Here is a 15,476-nt window from a genome sequence, read left to right on the forward strand (position 1 = left end):
ATATACACTACTCTCTGGCAAAGGTGGCTCAAAACATGTCGATGAGTGTCGATCTGAACGATCTCTACGCCTTCCGTGCGCTGGTTAAGCACGGCAACTTCCGCAAGGCGGGTGAAGCAATCTGTCTCTCTCAGTCCGCGTTTAGTCGCAGAATCGACAAGCTGGAAAGCGCGCTCGGCGTAAAACTGTTTGAAAGAACCACGCGGCGCGTCAGCCTGACGCTGGTGGGACGCACCTTCGCCGAACGGGCGGAGCGGTTGCTGGCGGATTTTGAAGACGTCGTCTCTGATATCAGCGAGGTCGATCAGACACGCAGCGGGCTGATTACCGTCGCGTGCGTACCCTCTGCGGCTTTATATTTTATGCCAGATGCGATCGTGCGTTTTCAGCAGAAGTATCCACGCGTGCGCATCAAGCTTATCGACAGCAGTGCTGGCGACGTCTACAACGCCGTGGTTAACGGCGAGGCCGATTTCGGCATCAGCTTCTCCGGTTCGCCGCAGCCGGATATCGAATTCATTTCGCTGGTTGAGGACACCTATGTCGTCGCCTGCCGCCACGATCATCCACTGGTTGGTCGGGAAAGTATTAGCTGGGCAGAATTTTATCGGTATGACTGGGTCAGGCTGGATAAAACGTCGGGGAACAGAAACCTGCTCGATCGGGTGGTGGGGCATATTGTGCCGTCCCGCCCGAGCGTTTGTGAAACGCAGCACGTCACCACTCAGCTCGGCATGGTGGAAGCAGGGATCGGTATTGCTGCCGTTCCCGCGATGTCTGTACCGTTTTCAGGTCATCACGCGCTGACCCGGCTTTTGTTAACCGATCCGGTGGTGAAAAGAGAGATGGGCCTGCTCAGGCGCAGCGGCAGGACGCCATCGCATATCGCCGGCGAGCTGGCCCGGCTTATTATTGAACAACATGCTTCTCCGCCATCGGGGCATTCGTCACCGACTTGAGACCGGTCTCGTGCACAATCTTTTGCGCTTCCGTCGATGCAAGATAGTCCAGCAGCGCTTTTGCTTCCGCTTCGTTCTCGGCGCCTTTGGGGATCGCCCCTGCAAAGCGCGTAATATACTGAACGCTGTCCGGCAGTTCGCCGATAAAGGTTACGCCATGTTCGGGCATCAGTTCACTGACCTGTTGGAAGCCGAGCTGATACGTTCCTTTCGCCACCTGGGATGCCACCGGGATCCTCTCTACCTGATGGGCTTTGTTGCCCACTTCTTTTTCGATCCCGAGTTTTTTAAACAGCTGAGTGCTGATGTATTTTCCACTCGCGCTATCCGAATAGGCGATGGATTGGGCGTTAAGCAGGGCCGTGCGCAGTGCCGCTTCCGTACTGATATCCACCTTCGGCTGGCCTTCCTTTACCACGGCACCAATCGACGAGTCCGCCAGTTCCACGCGAGAGTCGGGCACGACTTTGCCATCATTCTCCAGTGTCTTCAGCGCATCGCCCACCATAATCACCACGTCAGCCTTTTCGCCGCGCGCCAGGCGGTTGGGGATGGCCTGTGGCGTTTTACCCATCGACGGGCCGGAAACGATCACCACTTTATCGCCATGTTGCGCTTCATAACGTGGCGCGAGCTGCGTTAAGGCGGCCTTGAAACCGCCGGAGATCATGACGGTAATCTCCTTCGCCTGTGCATGAGTGCCACCTGCGATGAACAGCAGCGCGGTCAACACTACCGGACGCGTTTTAATTCTCATTACTCTTCCTTATCCAACTGAGTTGCGGGCAGACTGAAGTTGGCCAGTGCTGCGGCGATAGAGATAAAGCGTTGCAAAGAACGCACAGACGGCGGCGAAACTCATCCAGTAACCCGGCGAGGCTTTATCGCCGGTGAGCTGAATCAGTCCGGTAGACATGGCAGGCGTGAAGCCGCCAAACACCGCTGTCGCCAGACTGTAGGCCAGCGAGAAACCGGCTACTCTGACCTCGCCCGGCATGATTTCGGTCAGCGCCGGCACCATCGCGCCGTTGTAAAGACCATAAATAAATGAGAGCCACAGCAGTACGCCAAGCATCATGGAAAAGCTGGGCGCGCCAGCCAGCAGCCGAAGCGCGGGGTAAGAGGTTGCCATTGCCAGCAGCGTCATGGCAATCAGCACCGGTTTGCGACCGAGCCTGTCGGACAGCATGCCGCCGATGGGCAGCCAGATGAAATTCGATATGGCGACCAGCAGCGTGACCAGCAGGCTGTCGGACGCGCTGAGCATGAGCACTTTTTTGCCGAACGTCGGCGCGTAGACGGTGATCAGGTAAAAAGCGGTAGTGGTCATTGCCACCATCAGCATGCCTGCAATAACCACCTGCCAGTTACACAGCAGCGTACGGAAAGCCTGTCCCATCTCAGGATGGCTGCGCCGGGTTTTAAACTCTTCTGTTTCTTCCAGTCGGCGACGCAGAATAAAGATGAACGGCACGATCATGCAGCCGACCAGAAAGGGAATACGCCATCCCCAGTCACGAATGGCCGACTCTTCAAGCATGTTATTGAGGGCAAAGCCCAACACGGCGGCAATCATGATCGCCACCTGCTGGCTACCCGACTGCCAGCTGGTGTAGAAGCCTTTACGACCGAGTGTGGCAATCTCCGCCAGATAAACCGATACGCCGCCGAGTTCCGCGCCCGCCGAAAAACCCTGCAACAGACGGCCAATTAACACCAACAACGGAGACAGCAGTCCGATGCTCTGGTAAGAGGGGATCACCACAATCAAAAAGGTGCCGACGGCCATTATTGATAGCGTAACAATCAGCCCTTTTCGTCTGCCCACTTTATCAATGTATGCGCCAAGCATCACGGCGCCGATCGGCCGCATCAGAAAGCCAGCGCCAAACACGGCAAACGTCATCATCAGTGAGGCGAATTCGCTGCTTGCAGGGAAGAACGTGTGTGCGATGTAGGTGGCATAAAATCCAAACAGAAAGAAATCAAACTGTTCAAGGAAGTTGCCCGATGTCACGCGGAAAATCGCGCCGACCTTCGAACGGGCGGTTGGGGTAGCGGTGGTCTGCATTATTCTCTCCGGTTACTGATTGGCGCTTTTCCTGCGCCTGTAATAAAAGACTGGATCAAGAGTAGCGGGTTAATAAGTGCATTTAATCGATTTATTGATGCGTGAAGCGCATCAGTTGCCGTGAAATTTCTCTGATGCGGCGTCTTTACTGATGTTTACGAAGCGATGACAAAAATACGCATTTAACAATTATGAAACATTTTTACCGGTTTTGTGACGGAGGTCATAGTGTGATGGGGGCGTAAAGGTCAGTTGAAGGTAGGGTGATGACTTGATGGCTGCGTGTAATGCCGGGAAATAACCGCTTATTTTTAGCTATTCAATATATAATTTTAGTAATTTTTCGGAATCGTGGTGACAGGTTGAGAACGATCGCATTTTGTTAATTTTTCATGGTGTGGAGTATATTTACCGATTTTAATTTTGAAAAATTAGCCTGCAAAAAAAGCAACTTGCCTACAACGCACCGGATATCTTACGCCAGCGTCAATGCGTTTTAATAAATTCCTGAAGCACCTTCTTTACTCATGTTGAATTATTTACGGCGCCTCACCACACCACTGTCGCTAATCAGCCACGCCGGCCGCCAGAAATATCTGCGAACGCAGCCACTGGCTGGCCGGATCGTCATTATTACGTGGATGCCAGTAGACGCTGACGGAAATGGTTGGCAGCGGTAAAGGCGGTTCGAAAAAATCCAGCGTCTCGCCAAAGCGTTGCAGCATCCTGCGCGGCAGCGTGCAGAGCAGATCGGTTTCCGCCACGATGGGCGGCGCCATCGCGTAGCTCTGCGTTGACATCACCACGCTGCGCCGTCGTCCTGTTCCGGCGAGCGCCCGATCGACAAAGCCGGTAAAGGCGTCGCCTTCGGAAGAGACAATCAGGTGAGGCAGGGCACAGAAGGCATCCACATCTAATGCTTCACGTCCGCGCGGATGCTGCTTACGCTGCGCGGTGGCGAAGGTATCTTCAAACAGCCTGCGGCCAATCCAGGATTCATGCGCGCTGGCGCTGAGACCAATGTAGATATCGATGTCGCCATTCTCAAGCTCGCCAGCCAGCCTGTCTTTCTCCGGCAGGGCAAAGCGCAGACGGGCATGCGGCGCGGCGCGAGTCATCTGGTTCAGTAAATCGGCGCCCAGCATCAACGCCGGATTCTCATGCAGAGCGATAACAAACGTTCGATTGCTGCTTGTTGGATCAAAAGTCTCAGGGGCCAGCATGGCCGTCATCGTCTGTAAAACCTGGCTGACCAGCGGGCGCAACGCTTCGGCGCGCGGCGTGGGCAGCACGCCGCGGCCATGCGGGGAAGGAACAAACAGTCGTTCGCCGAACAGCGAGCGAAGGCGCGTCAACCGGGCAGACATCGCAGGCTGGCTGATCCCCAACCTGCTTGCCGCATGCGTAATATTCTGCTCAGCGAGCAACGCATCCAGCGCCAGTAAAAGATCGGTATCAATGTCGGGAAAGCCGTTCATTCCTTTGCTCCGTCAATAGCGTTGCGCGCTATTTGCCCGCGCGATTAGTGTAGGTGACAGGCACCCAGTTATAACCGCCGCGATCGTTCTCCGCAACGTGACCGATACCGGGGAAAGGCAGGTGCGGCGCGGCAATCAGATCGCCCTGACTGGCAAACTGCGCAAAGGCGGTTTGCCTCACGGCGGCGGCCTTATTCTGATCTTCATCGTAGGCGATGGTAATGCCCGGCTGTGGGAACTGCACGGCCGCAACGTGAATGATATCGCCAACGAAGGTTATCTTCTCGCCCGCACTGGTCAGCGTGTAAAACGCGGAGCCTGGCGTGTGGCCGGGGTGAACAGTGCCGGTGATGCCTGGCAAAATCTCTGCGGTATTCAAGAAGGTTTTCACCTTACCGGCGTCCAGATAAGGTCTGAGGGTCTTTTGCGCAACGGTGAAATACTGTTTGTCATAGCCGGTTTTTTTCTGGTTTGCGTCATTAAAGAAGAAGTCCACGTCAGGTTTACCGAGCCAGATGCTGGCGCGAGTAAAGACGCGCTGGCCGTCTTTCACCAGGCCGCCGGAATGGTCGGAATGCGCGTGCGTCAGCAGCACATCCGTGATGTCTTCCGGCTTAATGCCTTTCGTCGCCAGGCTCTCAATCAGTCGTCCGCCGTTTCCCGGCCCGAAAAGCTGCCCGGAGCCGGTATCAACCAGAACCCGATGGCCAGGAAGTTCGATCAGAAACGCATTGATTGAAGCCTCAACCGGGTTGCTCTGATAATTTCTGGCAAGCAGCCTGTCGATATCGGCCTGCGTGGTATGCCGCAGTAGCGCATAAAGATCCTGCGGCACGCTGCCGTCGGTGAACGAGGTCACGCGAATCTTACCCACCTGCACGCTGTAGCCACCCGCCTGCTGCGCAACAACGTGCTGCGGGCCGGGAACGGCGCCATAAACGCCGGGCGCCTGGCTCAGCGTGCCCGCTAACAGCATCAGACCTGCGGTTTTTTTTAACATAAACATAAGTGTGCTCCTGATTAAAACCTTAACTTAAAACGCGCCAGGGTATAAAAGAAGCTTTACGGCTTTTATAGGCGCCATCCATGTGATGGATAGGTCGGAGGAAATAAGGGCTGCCCGACGCCATTGTTCTGAAAACGGGTGCGTATTTATTCACTACTGCATCCTTTTTCTTCGTAAACTCATCCTGTTGCGTTCAGACATCGTAGAGGTTTATCAATGAGCCAGTCATCATCGTTATCAATAGGCATGCTGTTGTTCCCTGGTCTTACCCAGTTGGACCTTACCGGGCCTTATGAAGTCTTCGCCAGAGCGCCGGAAGCCCGTGTTCATCTCATATGGAAAACGCGGCAACCGGTGATATCGGATCGCGGAATGGGGATTTTACCCACCCACACCTTCGATGACTGCCCGGTACTGGATGTGATATGCATACCGGGCGGGCCCGGCCAGATTACATTGATGGATGATGATGAAACACTCTCTTTTATTCGTCATCACAGTGAAAACGCGAAGTTAGTGACCTCGGTCTGCACGGGGTCGCTTGTTCTCGGTGCGGCAGGGCTTTTGCAGGGATATAAAGCAACGACTCATTGGGCTTCTCTTGACCAACTCGCGTTGCTTGGGGCGGAACAGGTGAATCAGCGGGTGGTCAGAGATCGTAACCGAATTACCGGTGCCGGGGTGACGTCAGGGATTGATTTCGCCCTGAGCGTGATTGCCGATCTCTACGGAGCAGACACAGCGCAGCATATTCAGTTACAGATGGAATATAACCCTGAACCGCCATTTTCCTCCGGCTCCCCCGATGTTGCCTCTGCGACGCTTGTCGAACAGGCTAAAAAGCAGATTGCGCCGTTTATTGAGAAAAGACGACTGGCGACGGAAGCGGCCGGTCGTAAGCTGGTTAAACGGTAGAGCCAGCAGCATAGATGCTGGCCCGGCGGCGTATTATTAACGTCTTAAAAAAGGCGGCGTGCTAAACCCGATCCAGCGCCAGGCGCAGATCCTCTATCAGATCGTCTTTGTTTTCGATACCGATTGAGACGCGGACGGTGGATTCGCTAATGCCAATGCGCGCACGGACGTCAGCAGGGACGCCGGAGTGTGTGGTGCTGGCCGGATGGCTGGCGAGCGACTCGGTGCCTCCCAGGCTCACTGCCAGTTTGAATAGCTGGAGCGCGTTGAGCAGTTTAAACGCTGCCGCTTCGCCGCCCACCACGTCGAAGGAGAAGGTTGAACCTGCGCCGCTGCACTGCCTGCTGAAGGTTTGCCCGGCGGCTGAGTCGGCATCCAGAAAAGAGAGATAATGCAGCTTCTCAATTTTCTTGTGATCGCGCAGGAAGGCGGCCACCGCAGCAGCGTTGTCATTGGCTTTTTCCATCCGCAGCGACAGCGTTTCCAGCGAACGGCCAATCATCCAGCACGAATGCGGATCGAGCTGCGTACCGATAGCGCCGCGCAGCGATTTTATATGTTTAATCAGCGTCTTATCACCTATCGCCGCCCCGGCGATCAAATCAGAATGGCCGCCGACGTATTTGGTCAGCGAATAAAGCGAAATGTCGGCGCCGTGCTCAGTGGGACGCTGAAAAACCGGGCCAAGCAGCGTATTGTCACAGGCGATAACCGGGCGATGCCGCTGCTTCTGCGCGATAACGTCCGCCACGCGATGAATGAGGGCAATATCCACCAGGCTGTTGGTTGGATTCGCCGGCGATTCAATCAGAATGACCGAGACGCGGCCCTGCCTCATCGCCTCATCGGCGGCGGCCTGCACCGACGCTTCGTTCAGGCCGTCGGCAAAGCCTACCGTCGCCATCTTCAGACGCCGGAACGTTTTGGTCAGCAGAGTTTCGGTGCCGCCGTACAGCGGCTGCGAATGAAGAATGGCATCGCCCGGCTCGGTGAATGCCAGCAGGGTGGTGGAGATGGCGGACATGCCGGAAGAGAACAGCGCGGCGCTATCGGTGCGTTCATAAATCGCCAGCCGATCCTCAACGATTTCACTGTTGGGGTGGTTAAAACGTGAATAGACCAGCCCGTTGGTTTCGCCTTCTGGCGGTTCGCGGCGGCCGGAAACATAGTCGAAGAAATCTTTTCCCTCTTCGGCGGTGTTGAAAACAAAGGTTGAGGTCAGGAACACCGGCGGCTTCACGGCACCTTCAGAGAGCGAAGGATCGTAGCCGTAGTTAAGCATCTGCGTTTCGGGCTGAAGCTCGCGGTTGCCAATATGGGTTTTCTTTGAATGTTGGGAGGCCATGCTCTCTCCTGTTGGCGCGACTGCGCCGGTCGACGCAGTTGCGCTACGTTACCATGCGGGTTATTACGCCGGTAAATGAATTAACGTTCTAATGTTAAAACAAAAAGCATTATTAAATTTTGCAAAAAAGACATTTAGAAGTCTGTACGTCTGGAGAGAAGATTGCGCCGCAAGAAGCGAATGAACTGCAAAATATGATAAACTCCGCTGCTTTCATCGTTTCACCAACAATATTGACGCAATTTATGAAACATACTGTAGAAATCATGATCTCCGAACAGGAGCTCGTCAAACGCATTAACGAGCTGGGTCAGCAAATTAATGAACATTATCGCGACAGCGGCAGCGAGATGGTGCTGGTCGGACTGCTACGCGGCTCGTTTATGTTTATGGCGGATCTCTGCCGGAAAATTGAGGTGCCCCACGAGGTCGATTTCATGACCGCCTCCAGCTACGGCAGCGGCATGTCTTCCACACGCGATGTTAAGATCCTGAAAGATCTGGACGAAGACATTCGCGGTAAAGACGTGCTGATCGTCGAGGACATTATCGATTCCGGCAACACGCTCAGCAAAGTGCGCGAAATCCTGCGGCTGCGTGAGCCAAAGTCGCTGGCTATCTGCACCCTGCTGGATAAACCGGAGCGGCGCGAAGTGGATGTGCCGGTCGAGTTCGTGGGCTTCACTATTCCCGATAAGTTCGTGGTCGGCTACGGCATCGACTACGCGCAGCGCTATCGCCACCTGCCTTACGTGGGCAACGTGATTATGCTGGAAGAGTAGGCATTCAGCCACCGCACAAACAACCAGGTCCGATGCTGTCGGCCTGGTATACTGTGCGGCGCCTGGCGTTACTCAGGGCTTTGCAGATTGTTGAGCAGGTGGGCGATACCGTGACGGTAGCGCTGTTCGAGGATCTCGCGGTTGGTGGCGGTCACTTCCAGATCGCGCAGGTAGCCATCCTGAATACCGTAAACCCAACCGTGAATGGTCACTTTCTGACCGCGCTTCCAGGCCGACTGCATCACAGTCGAGTGTCCCAGGTTGTAAACCTGCTCAATCACGTTGATTTCGCAGAGTTTATCGAAGCGTTTTTCCGGCGGCAGCTCACCCAATAACGAACTATGCTTGTACCACAGGTCGCGGATGTGCAGCAGCCAGTTGTTGATCAGGCCCAGCTCCGGGTTTTCCACCGCCGCCTGCACGCCGCCGCAGCCGTAGTGACCGCAAATGATGATGTGTTCAACTTCCAGCACCTCAACGGCGTACTGCACCACGGAAAGACAGTTTAAATCCGTGTGTATCACCAGGTTAGCCACATTGCGATGAACAAAGAGTTCGCCAGGCTCGAGGCCGGTCAGACGCTCGGCAGGAACGCGGCTGTCAGAGCAGCCAATCCAAAGAAAACGCGGCTTCTGAGCCAGTGAAAGGCGTTCAAAAAAGCCCGGGTCTTCCTCTTTCAGCAGTTTGGACCAGGCGCGATTGTTGCTGATAAGAGCATCGATATCTTTCATGTCAGTGTCGACCAATACGTAAAAAGCGTGGCAGTAATATAGGCCAATGAGACGCGATTTAAAACGGTTAACAAAAAATCCACATAAAACAGGGCACGCTTCAACCTATGACTTATGCACTGGAACTTGAAAAACTTACCAAAACCTACGCTGGCGGCGTTCAGGCGCTGAAGGGCATTGACCTGAACGTGGAGGCCGGCGATTTTTATGCGCTGCTCGGCCCCAACGGCGCGGGCAAATCCACCACCATCGGCATCATCAGCTCGCTGGTGAATAAAACGGCGGGCAAGGTGCGCGTCTTCGGCTACGACCTGCAACAGGACGTGGTGAACGCCAAGCGCCAGCTGGGCCTGGTGCCGCAGGAGTTTAACTTTAACCAGTTCGAAACCGTGCAGCAGATTGTCGTCAGCCAGGCGGGACTATACGGCGTGGAGAAGGCGGATGCGCTCAAACGTGCGGAAAAATACCTGAAGCAGCTCGATCTGTGGGAGAAGCGCAGCGAAAAAGCGCGGATGCTCTCAGGCGGGATGAAGCGTCGCCTGATGATTGCGCGTGCGCTGATGCATGAGCCCAAACTGCTGATCCTGGATGAGCCAACGGCGGGCGTCGATATCGAGCTGCGTCGCTCCATGTGGAGCTTCCTTCAGGATCTCAATGCCAAAGGCACCACGATCATTTTGACCACCCACTACCTGGAAGAGGCGGAAATGCTCTGCCGCAATATCGGCATCATTCAACGCGGGGAACTGGTTGAAAACACCACCATGAAAGGGCTGCTGTCGAAACTGAAATCGGAAACCTTTATTTTCGATCTGGCGGCGAAAAGTCCGCTACCACACCTTGAAGGCTTTCAGTACCGGCTGGTCGATACCGCGACGCTGGAGGTTGAAGTGCTGCGCGAACAGGGCCTGAACAGCGTATTCAGCCAGCTCAGCCAGCAGGGCGTGCAGGTGTTGAGTATGCGTAACAAGGCGAACCGTCTTGAGGAGCTGTTTGTGGACCTGGTGAACGGTCGCAAAGGAGAAAAAGCATGACACATTTGTACTGGGTTGCCCTTAAAAGCATCTGGGGAAAAGAGATCAACCGCTTTGCGCGTATCTGGATACAGACGCTGGTGCCGCCGGTGATCACTATGACGCTCTATTTTATTATTTTCGGCAACCTGATCGGTTCGCGTATCGGCGAGATGCATGGCTTCTCCTACATGCAGTTTATCGTGCCGGGACTGATCATGATGGCGGTGATCACCAACGCCTATGCCAACGTGGCATCGTCATTCTTCAGCGCCAAATTCCAACGCAACATCGAAGAACTGCTGGTTGCGCCGGTGCCAACGCACGTCATCATTGCTGGCTATGTGGGCGGCGGCGTGGCGCGCGGCATCTGCGTAGGTATTCTGGTAACGGCAATTTCGCTGTTTTTCGTTCCCTTTCACGTGCATTCGTGGCTGATGGTTGCGGTAACATTGCTGTTGACGGCGATTCTGTTTTCGCTGGCGGGTTTACTCAATGCGGTATTCGCCCGCACCTTTGATGATATCAGCCTGATCCCGACCTTTGTGTTAACGCCATTAACCTATCTGGGCGGAGTTTTCTATTCACTGACGCTGCTGCCGCCTGTCTGGCAATTGATTTCGAAACTGAACCCGATTGTTTATATGATCAGCGGCTTCCGCTATGGCTTCCTCGGTATTAACGATGTGCCGTTAGTGTTTACGCTGGGCGTGTTGGTGGCGTTTATTGTGGTTTTTTATGCACTTGTGTGGGTGCTGATCCAGCGCGGCAGAGGACTGAGAACATAACCACGTTTTTAGCCGTTAGCAAGCGAGTCCGTCAGGCTCGCTTTTTTTCTGTTATTAGCGATAATAATTTTTATAAATAACGTAAACTTCAGACAGTGCATCAAGTGATTTTGTGCTGAAATTTTCGAAAAAACGCGGATTTACTTATTCAGCCTCCTTCTCCATACTTAACTCGAAATATCGCTTTGAGTTGAGAAGACGCGTCTAAAGTACGGCAGATAATATTATCATTTCTGTTGATGCGAATAATAGGGCGTTAATGAGTACAAAACAACAAGGAAGAAAAAAATGAAAGCGATTAAACATGAAGATCTGAAACACGTTTCCGGCGGTATCTATGACCGTATCGGTAGTATCGTTGATCCTGATTTCAGCCGTCCAGGCGTAGGCGATAAAATCGAAAATGCAGTACACCCTATTTTTACCTGGCCAAAAGAGTCACTGCCCGCTTTTATTCAGGGGATTTTTGGTCTGTTAGGGATTAAATTTTAATTAAACCTCCTCAAGGCTGATGACTTTAACAATTCCCACGGAAATATCTGAATGGAATAAATGTTAAGCATATTTATTATCTTCACAGATAATAAAATTTGGCCTGCCAAAATTCTCATCCTCAGAGTCGGAGTAATTTCTGACTCTGCTATCTTTTATATTACCCTCCTTATTTCATTTCTGCCGTGTTTACATTGCATCATAGTTTTTGACGATGGTAAGCGCTCAGCACGCTGACCGGTTCGCAGAAAATGTTTGAGGTTGATCACGAAACATAAGTAAGACTTATTTTTTGACGACCTTTTTTGCGCTGGTAACCACTTACATCATAATCGTGAACACGCTGTACTGGTATCTGGATCCACCGGGTTTGGCACGAGGTAAATTTTCAGTCGGCAGGCCGGTGCCTGACGCACTTTCTTTGTTCCGGAGCGAGAGTTATGACCAGTATCAACCGTTTACCTCCCTCGAGATATCCCGCAGAAAACGACACATCGCGGCCGGACTACAGCGGGGAACAATCTTCTCCTCCTGAAAGGCAGATGAACTTCAGCTATCCCGGACGCTATAAACCAGAAAGTCTGACGGCGGATCCGGCCAGTCATCATCGTCATACAGCAGGCGGATCCAGGAACGCGACTCAGAACGCGCCTGGCGGAGCGGATACGATTACACCGGCAAAAAATCAGACACTGCCGCCAAAAGCCACCACTGATGCCGCAAAAGCAGCTGCAACGGCAAAAGCAGAGGCAGCCGCAAAAGCAGAGGCGACGGCAAAAGCCGCTGCGGTGCAAAAGCAGAATGAAATTAATCTGATCGCTACGCAATTACGGCAATATTTTCCCGGCAGTAACGACCTCAAGGAGATTGTAGATACTCGCGCCGCAGAGTTGCATGACATGGGTGAAACGCCAGACAGTATTGCCGCCAATATGACCAAAGCGCGACAGATGGACCACATCAGTGAACTGGCAGGCGGTGCGGTGAAGGCATTCCCTTTTGCTATCTCGGGTTTTGCCTCTGGCGCAATGAAACTGGGATTGGGCGTAGAAGGTGCTTCGGTAGGGATGGAAGCGCTGGCGGGTGCCATTGACGGCGGCACGGCAATGGTACTGAAATCGGTAGGCGATAAGGTTTTTGCCGATACGGTTAAAGGTACCAAATGGCTTGAAGCGGATGCATCGAAACTTGAACCAGCCATGCAGGAAGTGCTGAAACATCGGGATGGCCTGGGCGAGCGCCTGAGGCTGGCGCCGCTGGGAGGCCAGGGTTTTAACGGACGTAATGTCGTGACGTCTACTGTCGCCGCCCTCACGAAAAATAATCCCAATGCCGTATCGAATACCAACAACGGGCTGAGTCTCGCGGCGGGGGCGGCAGGAGGCGTGTTGACTAACATGGCCAGCGCCACGCACGGCCCGGAATTCCTTTTAGGTCGTACCGACTGGAAAGAACAATATACGGCCCTCAAAGATACCAGCATTGGCAGGCAAATGGCGTCAGGCGGTTGGGACAGGACAAAGACCCTCGCCGCGAGTCTCGTAAAACCACAAAATTATGTGAAAGGCGTCGCCAATATTGTCTCACCGAATATGCTGGCGGAAATTGGCACCCTGGCAGGCGGGGTGGCAGGGGCAAATGTTGTGGGTAACGTTGTGCGCAATGCCGTCGGTAGTGCGCCACTCAGCTCTGCGTCCACAGCGACAATTGATGCCATCACCAATCGCCTCAGCGCGGCACAGCTCTCTTCGCCAGGCGCTATCGCTAAAGACCGCTTTCTTAATGTTGCGATGTCGTCCGTCGCCTATGCCGCTCAGGGCGTCGCCGGCGCGCTGGTTGGCCCTTCATCATCAGCAAAAGACGATTGGGTTGATGCAAAAACCGATCAGTTAGCGAATACCCCAGCCGGCAAAGCGGTTTCAAAGGCAAAGACAAGTTCTGTCGAGTGGATGGCCAGTCTGATACGCGGAAAAGTTGAAAACCAGACGAATGATATAGAGATGCAGCGACCGCGTAATGCCAATCCCACCACCACAGGCACCTGAGGCAAAGAGACCGGCGGGAGAAGGCCGTCAGGTGGCGCTCGCGCTATCGATAATAGCCGTCCAATCCCGCTGTTCCCTGGTCGCTCTGGAAAAACAGGATTTAATGAGACAGATCAAGAAACATAAGTAAATCTTATTTTTTTTCGACCTGTTTTACGTTGGTGACCACTCACTATGTAATCGTGAAGACGCTGTATCTGTATGCACCGGTTTTGACACGATAATCGGGCAGGTCGATGGCCTGTCACCCATTTTCTGAACACTGGAGCAATTTTATGGCAGGTATTGGTTCCACATCACCTCATTCCAATCCAATGACGTCTTCTCATGCCACCGGGCAGGATATTTCCAGCCAGAGCTCGCGCGTCCGACATACCAACACCGGTCAGGCGGCCACGGCTACGGCAGAAGCCAATGATGCCCGGGAGCGCGCCATTGAGGTGCTCACAACGCAGTTGAGCAACTATATTATCGGCGAAAATACGGAGGCCCTGATTCGGGATCGCGCAGAGGGACTGCACGAAATGGAGGAGTCGCCGCACGACCTCGCTGAAACGATGGCCTGGGGAGAGACGCTGGATAATATCAGCAAAGCGGTAAAAAACGCAGTGGAGGCCATTCCTTTCGCTGTATCAGGCCCCATAGCGGGAGCCATTAAATTAGGTGCTGACAAATTAGGCGCTGATTTTTCCGGTACATCTGTTGCCTCAGAGGCGGCAAGTGGGGCGATAGATGCGGCAACGGCAATGACGCTTAAAGCGTTTTTCGATAAGATCTGCGCTGATGCGGGGAAAGATTCGCTCTGGCTGGAGGCGGATGCCGAAAAACTGGCGCCGGTAATGCAGGAAGTGCTGAAAAAGCGTCAGGGATTGGGTGAAAATTTGAAACTCGCGCCGTTAGGCGGGCAGGGGTTTAACGCACGTAATGCTGTTGTGGGCGGTGTTGCCGTAGCAAGCCAGAATAATCCCCAGGCAATCTCCCACACCAGTAATGTTTTGAGTCTGGCGGCAGGCGCAGCAGGTGGGGTGCTCACGCAAAGGTTTAGCGCTTCTCACGGACCGGAATACCTGTTAGGGCGTAACGACTGGAAAGACCAATACAAGGCACTAAAAGAGACATCGGCTAAGCAGCAGATGGCTCACGGCGGCGCAAGGCTGAAAACGCTGGCGGGCAGTCTGCTCACACCACGAAATTATGCCAAAGGCGTACTGAATATTGCCAAAGGGGATATGATTGCCGAAATTACAACGCTAGCGGCCTTCGTGGCAGGGAGCAATGCGTTACGTAACGTTGTCCGTAACCCTGGCGTGAGCGGCGCAGTGAGTTCGGCCCCTTCAGCGGGTGTTGATCAGCTCACCGGGCGAATTGGCGCGGCTATGTTAACCGATCGTAAAGAGATTGCGAAAGATCAGGGGATTAATGTTCTTAGTTCAGCCGTAGCCTATACAGCCCAGGGGGTTGCGGGGGCGTTAGCTAAAGCCGACGGCGACGAAGCGGTAGATTATGTGGCCGATAAGATTGTAAACAGCGCGGTGGGCCAGAAAACCGGCGAGATAAAGGATAAAACCAGTACTCTGGCGAAGGGTGCAGGTAAGGTGGCAACGCAGGGCTACACTACGCTGGCGGATGGGGCGGGTAGTCTGGCGAAGGGGACAGGTAAGGTGGCAACGCAGGGCTACAATTCTCTGGCAAGTGGGGCAGGTAGTCTGGCGAAGGGGACAGGTGAGTTGGCAACCAGCGCAAAGAATCGCGCTTCGCAGGCCTATAGAGATCTCAATCTTCGGAGGGGAAATCAAATGCAAAGCAGCGGTACTTCCTCTGCCCCGACAAACCAGCCGATTCTGCCGCTGT

At 53.9% G+C, this 15,476-nt stretch carries 14 protein-coding genes; 8 read left to right on the forward strand and 6 right to left on the reverse strand.

All coding sequences use genetic code 11. The features are described 5' to 3' along the window. Positions 1-35: 35 nt before the first annotated feature. The gene (locus tag GS12_RS15005) at positions 36-959 is read left to right on the forward strand and encodes a LysR family transcriptional regulator (RefSeq protein WP_034948476.1); all 924 of its coding nucleotides are present in this window, start codon (positions 36-38) and stop codon (positions 957-959) included. Here GS12_RS15005 and GS12_RS15010 read toward each other — a convergent pair. From GS12_RS15010 to GS12_RS15025, 4 genes are all read right to left on the reverse strand, one after another. After that, entirely contained in the window at positions 910-1,716 is an 807-nt protein-coding gene (locus GS12_RS15010) for a substrate-binding domain-containing protein (RefSeq protein ID WP_034948446.1), read from the reverse strand. The two genes, GS12_RS15005 and GS12_RS15010, sit on opposite strands and share 50 nt — an antisense overlap. 9 nt (positions 1,717-1,725) lie before the next feature. Further along, a complete protein-coding gene (gene tcuC / locus GS12_RS15015; protein ID WP_034948449.1) occupies positions 1,726-3,030 on the reverse strand; it encodes an MFS transporter in 1,305 nt (434 codons plus the stop codon). Positions 3,031-3,596: 566 nt separating this feature from the next. Beyond that, a complete protein-coding gene (locus tag GS12_RS15020) occupies positions 3,597-4,508 on the reverse strand; it encodes a LysR family transcriptional regulator (RefSeq protein ID WP_034948451.1) in 912 nt (303 codons plus the stop codon). A 28-nt stretch (positions 4,509-4,536) separates the two neighbouring features. After that, positions 4,537-5,514, reverse strand: a complete 978-nt coding sequence (locus GS12_RS15025) for an MBL fold metallo-hydrolase (protein WP_034948453.1) — start codon at positions 5,512-5,514, stop codon at positions 4,537-4,539. A gap of 216 nt (positions 5,515-5,730) precedes the next feature. Here GS12_RS15025 and GS12_RS15030 point away from each other — a divergent pair, with 216 nt between their 5' ends. Further along, positions 5,731-6,429: a DJ-1/PfpI family protein gene (locus tag GS12_RS15030; RefSeq protein WP_034948456.1), complete on the forward strand. Its 699-nt coding sequence runs from the start codon at positions 5,731-5,733 to the stop codon at positions 6,427-6,429. Positions 6,430-6,490: 61 nt separating this feature from the next. Here the strand turns inward: GS12_RS15030 and GS12_RS15035 are convergent, their stop codons facing one another. Then, positions 6,491-7,774, reverse strand: coding sequence for a cystathionine gamma-synthase family protein (locus GS12_RS15035; RefSeq protein WP_034948459.1), 1,284 nt, complete (start codon positions 7,772-7,774; stop codon positions 6,491-6,493). 245 nt (positions 7,775-8,019) lie between these two features. Here GS12_RS15035 and hpt point away from each other — a divergent pair, with 245 nt between their 5' ends. After that, positions 8,020-8,556 (forward strand): hypoxanthine phosphoribosyltransferase, encoded by a 537-nt coding sequence (gene hpt, locus GS12_RS15040; RefSeq protein ID WP_034948462.1) that lies wholly within the window; start codon positions 8,020-8,022, stop codon positions 8,554-8,556. A gap of 68 nt (positions 8,557-8,624) precedes the next feature. Here the strand turns inward: hpt and can are convergent, their stop codons facing one another. Next, positions 8,625-9,287, reverse strand: coding sequence for a carbonate dehydratase (can, locus tag GS12_RS15045; RefSeq protein WP_034912387.1), 663 nt, complete (start codon positions 9,285-9,287; stop codon positions 8,625-8,627). A gap of 107 nt (positions 9,288-9,394) precedes the next feature. Here can and GS12_RS15050 point away from each other — a divergent pair, with 107 nt between their 5' ends. The 5 genes from GS12_RS15050 to GS12_RS15070 all read left to right on the forward strand — a co-directional run. Further along, positions 9,395-10,321 (forward strand): ABC transporter ATP-binding protein, encoded by a 927-nt coding sequence (locus tag GS12_RS15050; protein ID WP_034912389.1) that lies wholly within the window; start codon positions 9,395-9,397, stop codon positions 10,319-10,321. Next, on the forward strand, positions 10,318-11,088 hold the full coding sequence (locus GS12_RS15055; RefSeq protein ID WP_034912391.1) for an ABC transporter permease: 771 nt from the start codon (positions 10,318-10,320) through the stop codon (positions 11,086-11,088). Before GS12_RS15050 ends, GS12_RS15055 begins: the two co-directional genes overlap by 4 nt. Before the next feature lie 288 nt (positions 11,089-11,376). Then, entirely contained in the window at positions 11,377-11,580 is a 204-nt protein-coding gene (locus tag GS12_RS15060) for a hypothetical protein (RefSeq protein ID WP_034948466.1), read from the forward strand. Positions 11,581-12,020: 440 nt separating this feature from the next. After that, positions 12,021-13,625: a hypothetical protein gene (locus GS12_RS15065; protein ID WP_152601417.1), complete on the forward strand. Its 1,605-nt coding sequence runs from the start codon at positions 12,021-12,023 to the stop codon at positions 13,623-13,625. A gap of 275 nt (positions 13,626-13,900) precedes the next feature. Further along, the coding region (locus GS12_RS15070; RefSeq protein ID WP_152601418.1) for a hypothetical protein at positions 13,901-15,476 on the forward strand (1,576 nt) is incomplete at its 3' end.

This window comes from Erwinia oleae, from assembly GCF_000770305.1.
GTDB classification, from domain to species: domain Bacteria; phylum Pseudomonadota; class Gammaproteobacteria; order Enterobacterales; family Enterobacteriaceae; genus Erwinia; species Erwinia oleae.

What these genes read in the sequence shown, in the direction of transcription:
- GS12_RS15005 (WP_034948476.1), top strand. Translation starts at nt 36, where the DNA reads ATGTCGATGAGTGTCGATCTGAACGATCTCTACGCCTTCCGTGCGCTG.
- GS12_RS15010 (WP_034948446.1), bottom strand. Translation starts at nt 1,716, where the DNA reads ATGAGAATTAAAACGCGTCCGGTAGTGTTGACCGCGCTGCTGTTCATC.
- tcuC (WP_034948449.1), bottom strand. Translation starts at nt 3,030, where the DNA reads ATGCAGACCACCGCTACCCCAACCGCCCGTTCGAAGGTCGGCGCGATT.
- GS12_RS15020 (WP_034948451.1), bottom strand. Translation starts at nt 4,508, where the DNA reads ATGAACGGCTTTCCCGACATTGATACCGATCTTTTACTGGCGCTGGAT.
- GS12_RS15025 (WP_034948453.1), bottom strand. Translation starts at nt 5,514, where the DNA reads ATGTTTATGTTAAAAAAAACCGCAGGTCTGATGCTGTTAGCGGGCACG.
- GS12_RS15030 (WP_034948456.1), top strand. Translation starts at nt 5,731, where the DNA reads ATGAGCCAGTCATCATCGTTATCAATAGGCATGCTGTTGTTCCCTGGT.
- GS12_RS15035 (WP_034948459.1), bottom strand. Translation starts at nt 7,774, where the DNA reads ATGGCCTCCCAACATTCAAAGAAAACCCATATTGGCAACCGCGAGCTT.
- hpt (WP_034948462.1), top strand. Translation starts at nt 8,020, where the DNA reads ATGAAACATACTGTAGAAATCATGATCTCCGAACAGGAGCTCGTCAAA.
- can (WP_034912387.1), bottom strand. Translation starts at nt 9,287, where the DNA reads ATGAAAGATATCGATGCTCTTATCAGCAACAATCGCGCCTGGTCCAAA.
- GS12_RS15050 (WP_034912389.1), top strand. Translation starts at nt 9,395, where the DNA reads ATGACTTATGCACTGGAACTTGAAAAACTTACCAAAACCTACGCTGGC.
- GS12_RS15055 (WP_034912391.1), top strand. Translation starts at nt 10,318, where the DNA reads ATGACACATTTGTACTGGGTTGCCCTTAAAAGCATCTGGGGAAAAGAG.
- GS12_RS15060 (WP_034948466.1), top strand. Translation starts at nt 11,377, where the DNA reads ATGAAAGCGATTAAACATGAAGATCTGAAACACGTTTCCGGCGGTATC.
- GS12_RS15065 (WP_152601417.1), top strand. Translation starts at nt 12,021, where the DNA reads ATGACCAGTATCAACCGTTTACCTCCCTCGAGATATCCCGCAGAAAAC.